This window comes from Stenotrophomonas maltophilia (assembly GCF_001676385.1).
In the GTDB taxonomy this organism is placed as follows: Bacteria; Pseudomonadota; Gammaproteobacteria; order Xanthomonadales; family Xanthomonadaceae; genus Stenotrophomonas; species Stenotrophomonas maltophilia_J.
Genome location: NZ_LYVJ01000011.1, coordinates 55,015 through 67,375, shown reverse-complemented (window position 1 = coordinate 67,375; position 12,361 = coordinate 55,015). Strand labels below are relative to the sequence as shown.

General features: G+C 69.9%; 9 protein-coding genes. 2 read left to right on the top strand and 7 right to left on the bottom strand.

Annotated features, from left to right (window positions below):
• Positions 1-57 precede the first annotated feature (57 nt).
• The 3 genes from A9K58_RS14690 to A9K58_RS14680 form a co-directional block, all read right to left on the bottom strand.
• Entirely contained in the window at positions 58-1,140 is a 1,083-nt protein-coding gene (locus tag A9K58_RS14690) for a ribonuclease H-like domain-containing protein (protein WP_407070833.1), read from the bottom strand.
• Positions 1,077-3,566 carry a DEAD/DEAH box helicase gene (locus A9K58_RS14685; protein WP_065200042.1) on the bottom strand — a complete coding sequence of 830 codons (2,490 nt, stop codon included), beginning with the start codon at positions 3,564-3,566 and terminating at the stop codon, positions 1,077-1,079. The genes A9K58_RS14690 and A9K58_RS14685 overlap by 64 nt, the downstream gene beginning before the upstream one ends.
• A 93-nt stretch (positions 3,567-3,659) precedes the next feature.
• Entirely contained in the window at positions 3,660-5,036 is a 1,377-nt protein-coding gene (locus A9K58_RS14680; RefSeq protein WP_231109325.1) for a hypothetical protein, read from the bottom strand.
• Between A9K58_RS14680 and A9K58_RS14675 the strand changes: the two genes are divergently transcribed.
• Both A9K58_RS14675 and A9K58_RS14670 read left to right on the top strand, forming a co-directional pair.
• Entirely contained in the window at positions 5,003-5,557 is a 555-nt protein-coding gene (locus A9K58_RS14675; RefSeq protein ID WP_065200040.1) for a hypothetical protein, read from the top strand. The genes A9K58_RS14680 and A9K58_RS14675 overlap by 34 nt on opposite strands.
• Positions 5,558-5,597: 40 nt before the next feature.
• Positions 5,598-6,272 carry a hypothetical protein gene (locus A9K58_RS14670; protein WP_065200039.1) on the top strand — a complete coding sequence of 225 codons (675 nt, stop codon included), beginning with the start codon at positions 5,598-5,600 and terminating at the stop codon, positions 6,270-6,272.
• Positions 6,273-6,382: 110 nt separating this feature from the next.
• Here A9K58_RS14670 and A9K58_RS14665 read toward each other — a convergent pair whose 3' ends face one another.
• The 4 genes from A9K58_RS14665 to A9K58_RS14650 are packed head-to-tail and all read right to left on the bottom strand — an operon-like array spanning position 6,383 to position 12,358.
• A complete protein-coding gene (locus tag A9K58_RS14665) occupies positions 6,383-8,191 on the bottom strand; it encodes a hypothetical protein (protein ID WP_065200038.1) in 1,809 nt (602 codons plus the stop codon).
• The gene (locus A9K58_RS14660) at positions 8,188-10,347 is read right to left on the bottom strand and encodes a hypothetical protein (RefSeq protein WP_065200037.1); all 2,160 of its coding nucleotides are present in this window, start codon (positions 10,345-10,347) and stop codon (positions 8,188-8,190) included. The genes A9K58_RS14665 and A9K58_RS14660 overlap by 4 nt, the downstream gene beginning before the upstream one ends.
• Positions 10,344-11,465 (bottom strand): BatA domain-containing protein, encoded by a 1,122-nt coding sequence (locus A9K58_RS14655; protein WP_065200036.1) that lies wholly within the window; start codon positions 11,463-11,465, stop codon positions 10,344-10,346. Before A9K58_RS14655 ends, A9K58_RS14660 begins: the two co-directional genes overlap by 4 nt.
• Positions 11,462-12,358 (bottom strand): DUF58 domain-containing protein, encoded by an 897-nt coding sequence (locus A9K58_RS14650; protein WP_065200035.1) that lies wholly within the window; start codon positions 12,356-12,358, stop codon positions 11,462-11,464. The genes A9K58_RS14655 and A9K58_RS14650 overlap by 4 nt, the downstream gene beginning before the upstream one ends.
• Positions 12,359-12,361: the final 3 nt, after the last annotated feature.

The following is a 12,361-nucleotide window of genomic DNA, read 5'->3' as shown; positions in this document are numbered from 1 at the left end:
CCAGGCGTGGATGGTGGCGGCAGTGTCACCGCTGCCACCGTCAGGCCGCGTCAACGCCTACTGCCCGACCAGCGCCAGCGTCTCGCGCTCGCGTTGCTCCTCGCGCACCAGCCGCTGCAGCAACAGGGCCAGGGTCACCACGTCTTGGTGGTTGTGCTCGGCCACCCGGCGCAGGTTCACCGCGTCGCCGCCACGCAGGAAGCGCAGCCATGCACCGGGTGCTTCCGAACCGGGCAGGTCGTCCTCGCGGACCACGCGCAGCAATTGCCGCTCGATGGTGGACAGCTTGCAGTTCTCCCACGTGCCGCGATAACGGCGACGGGTGGGATAGAGCAGGTCGATGTGATCCAGAGCGGTGATCGGGCAGCGTTGGCGGGCCAGCCGGTAACGCGCTTTCAGCAGCGGCGCATCGTAACTGCGGCCGTTGTAGCTGCAGAACACAGTGGACGGCTGCAGCCAGCTGGCGAAGGTGGCAAGCATGGCCTCTTCGGCGGCCATCGTCGACATCAGCAGCTGGCGGACGCGCAGGCCGTCGCCGCGTTGCGGGCACGTGTGCCAGTCTGCGGCGCCGATCATGAAGGCACGGGTGCCGGTGCCGCCGGCCAGGCCGGTGGTTTCGGTATCGAAGAACAGCAGGTCGCGTGCGGCCACGTGCTGGTCTTCCCGCTTGGCGAAGGCCAGCGACAGCGGCGTGGCCGGGATCGGCTGCGGCTGCAACGATTCGATCAGGAACAGGCCCGGCGCGATTTCCTCACCGGGAAGCTGGCGATCCTGGGCACTGGCCCGTGGCGGTGCGGCTCCACCATGCGAGCGCAGGCCGAGCAGGCGATGCAGGCTGCCCACTTCCGGCCGGCGCAGCGCTGCCGGTGCCAGTACGGGCGCGGCTGTGCCGGTCGGCTTGTGGCGGATTTCCTGCTCGACCCAGGCGAACACCGAACGTTCGGCCGGTGGCTGCCGCGCATCGTTGGCAGCCACCGGTGCCGGCGCTGCAGCGGGCACGTCCGGCGCCGCCGGCGGGGCTGCTTTCGGGTCGCCAGCCTGCTTCCGCAGCAGGCGCAGCTTGTCCAAGCTCAGGCTCACGGTACCAGCAGCTCCATCGGCTCGCGCGTGCTCACCACTGCGTCGGGCACGTGCTGGCAGGCGTCGGCGTCGAACAGGTCGAGCACGCGCAGCGCGAGCGCACGTGGCGAGGTCTCATCTTCTTCCTGCGCCGCCAGTACCGGGCCAACGCAGGCCGGGCAGCCGGCCTTGCAGTCGCAGCGCTGCACCAGTTCGCGCGCGCGCTGCACCAGTTCGGCCTGGCGCTGCCACAGCGGCTCGCTGAGGCCGACGCCGCCCGGGAAGTTGTCGTACAGATAGACCGTGGGCACGAACTCCTGCAGCAGCTCCACTGCACCGGGATCACCCTCGCTGCCGCGCAGCTGGCCTCGCCCGCCCTGGTCGGCGATTGCAAACCAGGAGCCATCGCCGTTGCCGACCGACTTCTGCAGGTCGCGCGCATCGGCCATCACCGCCACGGTGGCGACGATGTGCAGTGCATACGCCGCGCCGAGGAAACCATCCAGCGCATCCTGCTTGCTGGCGAAGGCGCGCAGCAGCAGCGCCTGTGGCAGCTGCCACCACACCGCGGTGGTATGCAGTTCCTGGTCGGGCAGGTTCACCGGCCCATAGCCGATGTTCTCGTGGGTGTAGTAGCGGATCTTCTTGTAGCCGGCCACGCGCCGCACCACATGCACTTCGCCATGGTGCGAATCACCACGGCCGGCTACGCCACCGTCGAAACGGTCCAGCACCTTGAGCCGGGTGAAGTCGATGCTGTCGGTGTAGTAATCCACATGCGTGCGGGTGACGTAGGCCTTGCGGCCGTCCCAGTCCAGCGTCTCCACCTGGTACGGGGTGGACTGCACCATGTGGATGGCGCCTTCGTACAGGGTGAGCGCAGCGGCGGAGTAATCGACTTCGGCGATGATCTGCTGGCGGCCGTCGCTGCGGTCGACCACCACGAAGTTGCCGTCGGCCACCGCGCGCAGGCTCACCGCGTTGGCGGGATAACTGTCGGCGATCCATTCCCAGCGTTCGCCTTCGCGGTGGATCACCTCGGTTTCGGCCAGCGCTTCCAGGAACACTTCCGGGTCGATCGGGCCGAAGCCATCGCCGACCCGGAACGGCAGCTCGAACGCCGCGCAACGGATGTGGTCGAACAGGATCAGCGGCTGGTCCGGCGCAATGCGCGCATGTTCGGGCGAGGCTTCGGCGAAGAAGTCCGGATGCCGCACCACGTACTGGTCCAGCGGTTGCGAGCTGGCCACCATCACCCCCAGCGCCGGCTGCTGGCGGCGGCCGGCGCGGCCGAAGCGCTGCCACGTGGCGGCCACGCTGCCCGGGTAGCCGTTGAGGATGACCACGTCGAGGCTGCCGATATCCACGCCCAGTTCCAGCGCCGAGGTGCTGACGATGCCGTCGATGTTGCCGGCACGCATCGCGCGCTCGGTCTCGCGGCGTTCGGTGGGCAGGTAGCCGCCGCGGTAGGCGCGGATGCGGGGCGGCTTGCGTGGGTCGTGGTCGAAGATGTCCTTCAGGTACTTGGTCAGCACCTCGACCATCAGCCGCGTCTGCGCGAACACCAGGGTCTTCAGCCCGGACTTGATCGCGATGCGCGCGATGCGGTTGCTCTGCGAGCGCGCCGAAGCGCGCAGGCCCAGGTCCGGATTGATCACCGGTGGGTTCCACAGCAGCACCTGTTTCGGCCCGCTGGGCGCGCCGGATTCGGTGATGGCGGTGACCGGCGCCTCGATCAGCGCTTCGGCATGCGCCTGCGGATTGCCGATGGTGGCCGAGCACAGGATGAACTGCGGTTGCACGCCGTAGAACGCGCAGATGCGCTTGAGCCGGCGCAGCACGTTGGTGACGTGGCTGCCGAATACGCCGCGGTAGGTGTGAACCTCGTCGATGACGATGTAGCGCAGGTTCTCGAAGAACTGCGCCCACTTGGTGTGATGCGGCAGGATGGCCTGGTGCAGCATGTCCGGGTTGGACACCACGATGTCGCCATGCAGGCGGATCGCCTGCCGTGCATCGCCCGGCGTATCGCCATCGAAGGTGAACGCCTTGACGCCCAGGTCGCCGGCGCGGTTGAGTTCCAGCAGCTCGGCCACCTGGTCCTGGGCCAGCGCCTTGGTCGGGAACAGGTACAGCGCCTTGGCCTTGTCCTGCATGGCCGCGCTGACCACCGGCAGCGTGTAGCACAGCGACTTGCCGCTGGCGGTGGGGGTGACGATGGCGACGTGCTCGCCGCGCTGGCTGGCCTCCCAGGCCTCGGCCTGGTGGCTGTAGAGCTGCTCGATGCCACGCGCCTTCAGGGCGGCGGCCAGCGCCGGCGGCACCGAACCGGGAATAGGCGCATAGCGGCCTTCGCGGCCGGGAATGGCGAAGCTGCCGGTGATGCGGTCCTGGTAGCGGCGCTGCAGGCGAGCGCTGAGCAGGGCACCATCGCGGGCCGGCAGGCCGTCGCGGGTGGCGAGCTTCTGTTCGGCATCGGCGGTGCGCTTGGCGAGTTCGTAGGCCATGGAAGGTGGAGCCGGGACGGATTGCGAGGGGTCACATGGCACCACACTCACGTCTCAGGGTGTGAGACACCGCACGCGAAGGGCGTGAACCGTTCAGTGCCACGGGTCCGGACGCTGCGCGATATCCGCGTCAAGCGCCTCATTGCGGCGGAGGAACTGCACCATGCAGACCACAAACCGCACCGCGTGCCAGCCCAACGCCAGCAATGCCACCGCCCCCCAGCCAGACGCAAGCGGCCAGCCCAGCTCCAGGCGCTGCGACCACGGCATCCAGGCGGCGCCGAAGACCAGCACGCACAACAGCAGGCCCAGCCACGCCAGTTGCCAGGACCCTCCCGGGGCCGGATAGCGGCGTCGGTCGCTGGCCAGGCACCACGCCGTGCCAGCGCCCAGCACTGCGCCGTCACAGGCGCGCACATCCAGCAGCATCGAGCGCCTGCGGGAGAATGCCGCAGCGTGCTCCCATTCCGCTGGAAGCTGCACACGCCGGTCATTGCCCAGCAACCACACCCGTGATGTCTGGGCAGTACGCTGGTACGCGCGCAGGCGCCCGCGGACCCGCAGCACGCGCTGCGCTGTCGCAGGGCCGTTGCGGCGAGGGAAGCCCAGCCAGGCCGCAAGACCGGCGATGGCGAGCAACGGCATGGCGAGCAGGCCCGGGACGCCGGTGGCGGCCCACAGCGCCAGTGCGGCAATCAGCAGCGGGGACGGGCGCAGGCCGGGACCCCGTCGCATCGAGATTTCTTCGGGTGTCTCCAGGCGTTCGCCACAGACGCGGCTGGTGGCGGCATCCGGCCGTGCAGCAGCGATGGTGAAGCCATTCAGACGCACCACCATGGCCACGTGTTCACCCAGTACCACGTCAGCTTGATTGTCTTCCGAGAGGTAGGGCCATGCCTGTCTTGGCACCAGCACGGGTATGCCACCCAGAAAGCCGTCACCGACCGGGAAGCTGTTCCGCCACGTCCCGCCGGTGAAGGCGCCACTCAGCCGCTTTATCCGGTCGTCATGGTCACAGCCGGTCAACGCGCGCACCGGTGCCAGTGCCATGTGCTCGTCCGCGCCCAGCGTCCGCAGCGTGCTGCTCCGGCGCAGCGAGGCGATGCCTGCGCGGACACGCGATGTCCATTCGGCGGCGGTCGCGATGACCATCAGGCACACAACCGCCAGAACAACCAGTACTGCTGCGCGCGACATCAGCAGGCGACCGGCCGACGCGGCGGGCGTGCGGAGGGAGCTGTCATCAAGGAGGGCCTTACCGGGAAAACCGCAGGATGCCGACCCCGCTTCCCGAGGGGAATGAAGTTCGTTGCAAACTTCGGCGCCCAGGCCACGCAGCGACGATGCGTGACACACCCTGAATGCCCCCGCCGATGCCAACGAAATCTGAAGCCCGCATCCGTATCCTTGTTCACTGGACGCAACCAACAGGGTGGATGGCTGTGGCACGACATGGAACGCAGCGAGCACTCCTGGCCAGCCTGCTGCTGGCCGGTATCGCGCAGGCGCAGCAGGCCGCGCCAGTGGCGGTGCCCGATCCTGCAGCCGCTCCTGCACCCGCTCCTGCACCCGCTCCTGCACCCGCTCCCCCGGTAGATGCTTCGGCGGCAACCACCGCGCAAGTTTCCACCACCCTGCCACAGGACAACGTCACCACCCTTGGCGAAGTGCGCGCACTCAAGCCCGAAGACGAGCCGCTGGACCTGTACCGTTTCAGGAACCCGGTGAAGTTTGGCGATAACCGCTTCAGCCGCGACTGGAGCGAGCCGCCGTCGCCGGAGCAGGTCAGCATGGGCGGCGGCTACATCATGATGGGCGTGGTCAAGGGCGTGATGGCGGCGGCCAAAGGGATCAACAAGCTCACCGGCGGGCCGGACCAGATCCAGGCGGCGGTTGCGCGGCCGCCGCCGGAGCTGAGCGCCGAGCAGCAACGGCGTGCGCTGCGGTTCTCGCAGCAGCAGGATGCCGGCGACGCATCGCCCGGGGGATAGACAGGTTTATCCTGCCGGTTCCTCCATCGGTGGCGTTGCCATGTTCCTGCGTTCGTTCTGCCTGCTGGCCGCGCTGCTGCCTGCGTGCGCCAATGCTGCCGGCATCGCCGGCGAGGGTGCCTGCCGTAACGGTGCGTTTCCTTCCGAGCAGCGCCAGTTCGCGCTGGCGCGGGTGGTCGATACGCCGCGCCTGTACCTGCTGGGCGACATGGACGGCTGCCCCGCCAAGGGCGAGCCGGCCTGCCGTCAGCGCAGCTACGTGGTCAACGGCGATACCGTGGTGACCGGGGATGATCTGGGTCGCTACCGCTGCGCATTCTTCCCGAACAAGGTGGGAGGCAGCGCGGGCTGGGTGGACCGCAGCAAGCTGCAGCCGCTGCCGATGGTCGTGCCGGCGCTGCAGGACTGGTCGGGCGAGTGGAAGGATGGCGACAACGCCCTGAAGATCCGCGTGCAGGACGGGCAGCTGCATGTGGTTGGCGACGCCTACTGGCCCTCGGCCAATCCCTCGCTGGAAGTCCGTCCCTATGGCCCGAACACGGGCCAGGTGGACGCACGTGCCAGGCCGCACGGCGCCGAGGTCGAGTTCGCCGAGGACACCTGCCGGGTGCGCGTGCATTCGCTGGGCGATGTACTGATCGTGGCCGACAACAGCGAATGCGGTGGCATGAACGTGCGCTTCAACGGCGTGTATCGGCGTGCGGGCAGGCGTTGAAGGACGCATGAGGGGTGGGGGCAGTGGATCCATGCCACGCGTGAATGCTGTGTGCGATCCAATCGGTGGGGTCAGAGCCCCTTCGCGGGCGAAAGGGATCCGACCCCGGGTCAGCGCCGCCGCTCCAGCCACCACAGCAGCGATGCGCACAGCACGAACGCCAGCCACCAGGGCCAGCGCGAGCCCGGGGCCGGTTGCAGGGTCGAAGCGGTAGCCGGCACGCCCGCGGCCAGCACCTGGTTCGTCGCGTCGATCATCGCCTGCCGGTGCAATGCAGGTGCGTCCTTCGGGTCGAACACATAACGCCAGAGGGTGCTGTCGGCGTACCGCAGTTGCTGCCAGCCGGCTTCGCCTGGCCACCAGCCAGCGCAGCGCAGGCCCGATGCCGTGCCGTCGACGATCAGCGGCACGCTGTCGCCGCGCGCGTTGAAGGCCTGCAGCGGCGCCTGCACGCTGCACAGTGACTGGCGTTCGCCCGCCCAGCTGATCGGCTGCGGCGACCACAGCGCCTCGTTGCCCTCCTGCGCACGCGCCAATGTCGCGGCCACGCCGCTCCACAGCTCGCCATGGCGGTCATCGCGACCGGCCAGCACCCAGCGCCAGCTGTCGGTCAGCGGCAGCAGGCCGATGCGGCCTCTGCCGGCCCCACGCCAACCGCCGACGGGCTTGCCAGCGCGATCCCGAAGCAGCGCACTGCTGCCCGGCACCTGCAGCTCCAGTGCTTCCAGCGCGGGCAGGGCGGCACTGTGCGAGCTGCGGTCGGCCTCTTCGCCGTCGCCGGTCGGCAGCGTGCCAGCGGCGAGCGGACCACGCCGTGCCGCAAGCATCGCGCTCTCGCCGTCACCGGAAAATTCGAGGGCGTGGCTGCTGCCATCGCCCTGCACCGGCAGGCCGAGTTCTCGCAGTCGCTGTCGCGCGCCGGCAGAAGGTACGCCCGCACTGCGCACCAGCACGCCGAGCCCGTCGCGCAGGGCCTGGCGCACTGCCGCCAGCTCGCCTGCACCGAGTGCCGCCAGGCTGCGTTCATCCAGCAGCAGCAGATCGCTGCGTGCGAGCGATGCCGCATCGAGTGGAACCACGCCATCACCGACGCTGAGGCCCGCTCCGGTATCCGCCTGCACCTGCACGTGGATACCGGCATCGACGGCCCAACGCCGCAGGTACTTCAGTTCGGGGCCCGGTGCGCCGGCACGTACCCGCAGCCGCAGCGGCGCAGCGGCCACGGTCTGCTGCGGTACCGGCGCGCTGTCGATCACATGGCCCTCGGCATCGAGCAGGCGCAGCTGGAACACGCTGCGGCCTTCGGCGCGGGCGATGCCACTGAGTTGCACGCGGCCGTCTTCGGCAATGTCCACGCGATCGACCACGCTGCCGGCCGGGTCGAGCAGTTCCGCCTTCGCCCTGGCGGCGACACGCGCCTGCGCCTGCACCTCGAAGCGTGCGCCTGGTGCGGCGTCGGCCGGTGGCTGCAACGCTACCCAGCCGCGTGGTGCAGGCGCCGGCTGCCAACGCACGTCGCGTGGCAGTGCCACATCGCGATCGCGCGCGGCCAGCCCGGCACCGACCAGGGTGAGCGTGGAGGCCGGATGCAGGCGCAGCGCGGTGGCCAGATCGGGTACGCGCTTTGCGCCGGCGACATCATTGGCTTCGGGTAGCAGCAGTGGCGTGCCTTCGCTGGCAGGGAGTGCGCCGGCTTTGTCGGCATCGAGTCCCAGCACGACCAGGCCGCCCGCAGGTTGCTGATGGGTGGGGGGTACAAGGCAGAAATACAGCAGTGCGGCGGCAATGAGCTGCAAGCCGATCACGATCCACCGGCGGCCAAGGTGCGTGTTGCTTCCCCGCAGCCGGCGTACGCTGGCGATGGCCACGACCAGGGCGAGTGCCAGCGCTATCGAAAGGTTCAGGCTGGAGGCGTTCATGGCTGCGCCTCCAGCGCATCGAGATAACGCTGTCCCATCGCATCGGCGGCACTGCGCCGCATCGGCTGCGGCAACGGTCGCTGCAGGGCACGCCACAGCTGCGCGCGCAGGCGCTGGCGGCAGTCGGTGCAGCCCGGTTCGATACGCAGCTGCTCGATGGCTGCAGCCAGATCCAGCGCATCGGGCAGGTAGGCGGCATTGCGCTGCTGCCAGACCGCGAGCGCATCGAGGTCCGGTGTGCCGGTGTCATCACCGAGGCGCTGCCAGGCTTCAACGATGGCCGGATCCGGCGGGGTGCGCGGGGCCAACGGCAGGTCACGGCTGGCCAAGCCGGCGCGATCACCGCCCAGGCGGCGGCCTTCATCGATCGGCGGCAGCTCCGGCCCGACCCGCGCCAGGTAGATGCGCTCGGCCTGCTGCACCTGCTTGATGAAGCCCAATGCCTTGTAGGCGAATGGCAGTGCCTGCTGCGGGCGGCCCTGGCGCAGCTCGCCTTCGGCTGACCACATCTGGTCCAGCGCGGCCTTCAGCGTGGCGCGGGTCTGCGGGTCGAGCAGGGTGGCGGCCTCGGCGTGGTCATGGGTGTGGCCGTATTCGGAGAGCACGTCGGTGGCGCTGCCGAATACCGATGGCGTGTCGGCATCAGCCGCCTTGCCGTGGTCATGGCCGTGGTCGTCGTGCGCGCCCGCTTCGGTGCCATGGTCGTGGTCGCCGTCGTGGCTGTCCGCGCTGGGCACGTCGCTGGTTGGCAGGTCGCTGGTCGGCGGCGGCTTCGGCGCGCCCTCGCTTTCCTCGCCCAGGAACTGGCCGTAGCGCAGGCGCAGGATGCGCTGGTCGACACCGATCGCATCGCTGCGCTTCACGAAATCCTCGGTGGCCAGGCTGCCCCGCTGCCGGATCAGCGCTTCGGCGTCGATGATGATCTGCCGCTGGCTGCGGAAATACGCAGGCAAGGTTTTCTTGATCCGTCCTTCCAGTTCGGCACCGAGTGCGACCTCGGCGCTGGGCAGGCGCAGGATCACGCTGCTGCTGCGCGCGGTCTGCGGCGTTGGCGCACGGTTGTCGCGCACTTCCAGCTGGGCGATCACATCGTTGCCGGGTTGCGCGCCCAGCGCAGCCAGGTCGAGGGTGTGGGTGAAACGCCGCACGGCCGGCCCGCCGCTGCCGGTGAGGCTGATGCTTCGCTTGACGAAGGTGATGTTCTCGCCGCTGCCCTGGGTGAGCGTGATCGACAGCGTCGCCTGCGCGGCGACGCCGTAGTCGTCGCTGGCCTCGAAACGCAACGCCCACCGGCGTTGTCCGGGCGTGCCCAGTACCAGGCTGGCCGCGGGTTCCAGGACGCGCACGCCGGGTGCACGGTCGGCCACCACCTCGAGCCGATGCAGGCGGGTCCCGGCCAGTGCCGGTTCGCTCACCACGCGGTACAGCACCGGCGTGCGTGCCACGTCCTGTGCCCGCCACTGTCCATCCTGCTCGGTCAGCGGCAGCCGGCGACCGTCGTGGAACTGCAGCCACGCCCGGTCCGGTGCGCGGTCGAAACGCAGTGACCAGGACAGCCGGCTGTCCGCGGCGACCTTGGCATCGAGCGTGTTCCGGGTCAGCGTGGGCTGGCCGGTGTAGGCCGGTGCAGCGATGCGCAGGCGGGTGGATTGCAGGTGCAGCGGGCCTGCGGGCGTGGCGTTGCCCTGCGACGTGGCTGCACTCGTTTCGGGGCCGCGGGCCGAGCGCGGCCAGCCCAGTGCCAGCAGTGTGATGGCCAGGCCTACCATCCAGCACAGGGCCAACGCCGTGCGTGGCCAGCGCGGGTGCAGGTCCGGCATCGCGCCTTCCAGCGTGGCCAGCACATGCGCGCGCTGGCGCAGCTGCAGTGGGTTGAGCGAGGCGGCATCGGCGAACAGCAGGTCGGCGCTGTCTTCGCTGGCGCCACTGGCATCGAGTTGCCGTTGCAGCCACTGCCGGTCCAGCTGGCGGGCACGCGCCGTTGCGAAGGCCGCGCAGATGAGCACGCTGGCCGTGCCGATGACGCAGGCGATGTCGAAGCCGGCCAGCCGCAGGGCCAGGCTCGTCGCGGCCAGTGCCCAGGGCAGGCCGAGCAGCAGGGTGATCAGGCTGCTGCCGCGCCGCGCTCGCCGCCAGGCGTGCTGCAGCGCCTTCATGCGACCGCTCTGCGCCGCGCGCTGCTGGCCATCCAGCGTTCCAGCGCGAACAGCAGCACGATGGCCAGCAACAGCCATGGGGTCGGCTCACGCACCGGTGGTGTTGCAGCAGGCAGTGCGGCCCGGCGCGGCGCCTGGTCCCGTGCATCGCCGAGGTGCGGCGACGGCAGTGGCTGCAGGGCCAGCAGCAGGGCACGCGGCAGTTGCGGATCGCGCAATGCGGCGTTGCTGGCGATATTCCAGTCGCCGGGCAGGGACAGCAGTCGTCCTCGACCGACGCGCTGTTGCCACAGCAGCGGCGCGCCGTCGGCAGTGCGCAGCAGCACGCTGGCGGCATCGGCGGGCCTGGCCGCGGCCAGCACGCTGCCACCTTCATGCAGCCATGCCTGCCAGGGAGCCGGCAGCGCATCGCTGCGGCTCCAGACGCCCACTTCCCCGCCTTCGGGCAGTGCCCCCGCCGCCAGCGGCGCGAGCGGTGACTGTACCTTCCATGCGCGCTGCAGTGCATTCAACCAATGCCGGGCGGCGGCGGATGCCTCGCCGTGTACGCGCAGCTGCGGCAGTGCCGCCACCGTCTGCCGCGGAAGAACCGGCAACGGATGCGTGCGCCACCGCACATCGCGTGACAGCTGCAGGCGTGCACCGTCGAGGCCGGGCAGCGGATCGGGAACGTGCACGGTCAACGCGGTGCCAACGGGCAGCTGCGCGTCCAGTTCGCGCAACAGGCTGGGCAGGGACGCACTGGGCGCAGGTGGCGCTTGATCGATGGCGGGGAAGCCGGGTGCCAGCCAGTGCCAGTTGCGATCCGCAGCGGTACCGCGCAGTGCAGCGGCGTCCAGCCCCGGGGCAACGACCGTCCATGACGCGGGGGAAGGGGCGGGGCCGGTCAACGCAGGTCGTGCCAGCAGCAGTGCCAGCGCAGCCAGCAGCAGCAGGCGCACCAGCAGCAGGGGCCAGTCATCGAAGCGGATGCGCTGGCGCGGCCGGATCTGCGCGCGCAGCCAGCGCAGCGCGGCGAAATCCAGCGGCACGTAGGGATGGCGGCGGGCGAGGTGGATCAGCAGCGGCAACAGCCATGCGGCGAGCGCGGCCAGGCCCAATGGGAACAGCAGGGTCATGCACCACCCCCACGGCCGAACAGCGCCTGCAGTGGTTGGTCGAGCGGCTGGTCGAGCCAGCCGGTGGCACTGGCGATGCCGCTGGCCTGCAGGCGCGACTGCAGCGCACTGCGTGCGTCGGCGAAGCGCTGCAGGTAGTCGGCGCGGATCGTCGCACCATCGCCCAGCAGTTCCTCGCCGGTCTCGGGATCGCGGAAGCGGTGGCCGGCATTGAACGGGAAATCACGCTCGTCGGTGGTCAGGATCTGCAGTAGCGCCACTTCGCGGCGGGCGCTGGCCAACTGCTCCAGCAGGACGATACCGGCTTCGTCGAAACCGTCGCCGATCGCCAGCAGCAGGTCGCCCGGGCGCACCCGTTCCCACAGGGGACGCAGGCGATCCGCCGCAGGCCAACCGCCCCGCGCCTGCAGGGCATGCAATTGCAGGTGCACGCGATCACGCTGGCGTGCGCCGTCCGCTGCGGGCACCAGTTGCAGTCCATCGCCGTCGATCGCCGCCAGGCCGAAACGGTCGCCCTGCTGCAGGGCCAGTTCGACCACGCACGCGGCGACGCCACGCATGTGGTCCAGGCGCGTGCGCTGTGGCGCTGCCTGGTCGGCCTGGCCGGCCGAGGCGGTCGCATCGAGCAGCAGCCAGACCGTGATCGGGCTTTCGCGTTCGGATTCGCGAACGAAGAAGCGATCCGAGCGTGCGTACAGCTTCCAGTCGATCTGGCGTAGTTCGTCACCCGGCTCGTAGGCCCGGTACTGCGCGAACTCCAGGCCGGCGCCACGGCTGCGGCTGGCGTGCTGGCCGATCCCGCGCGTGCCGCTGGCCAGGCGCGGCCGCAAGCGCAGCGTGCGCAGGCGTGCACGCAGTTCCGGCGGCAACGTCAGTGGGACGCCTGCGTTCACGCG

Excerpts from the sequence above, each read along its gene's own strand:
- A9K58_RS14660 (WP_065200037.1), bottom strand. The coding sequence starts at position 10,347 with ATGAAGGCGCTGCAGCACGCCTGGCGGCGAGCGCGGCGCGGCAGCAGC.
- A9K58_RS14685 (WP_065200042.1), bottom strand. The coding sequence starts at position 3,566 with ATGGCCTACGAACTCGCCAAGCGCACCGCCGATGCCGAACAGAAGCTC.
- A9K58_RS14675 (WP_065200040.1), top strand. The coding sequence starts at position 5,003 with ATGGCTGTGGCACGACATGGAACGCAGCGAGCACTCCTGGCCAGCCTG.
- A9K58_RS14670 (WP_065200039.1), top strand. The coding sequence starts at position 5,598 with ATGTTCCTGCGTTCGTTCTGCCTGCTGGCCGCGCTGCTGCCTGCGTGC.
- A9K58_RS14665 (WP_065200038.1), bottom strand. The coding sequence starts at position 8,191 with ATGAACGCCTCCAGCCTGAACCTTTCGATAGCGCTGGCACTCGCCCTG.
- A9K58_RS14655 (WP_065200036.1), bottom strand. The coding sequence starts at position 11,465 with ATGACCCTGCTGTTCCCATTGGGCCTGGCCGCGCTCGCCGCATGGCTG.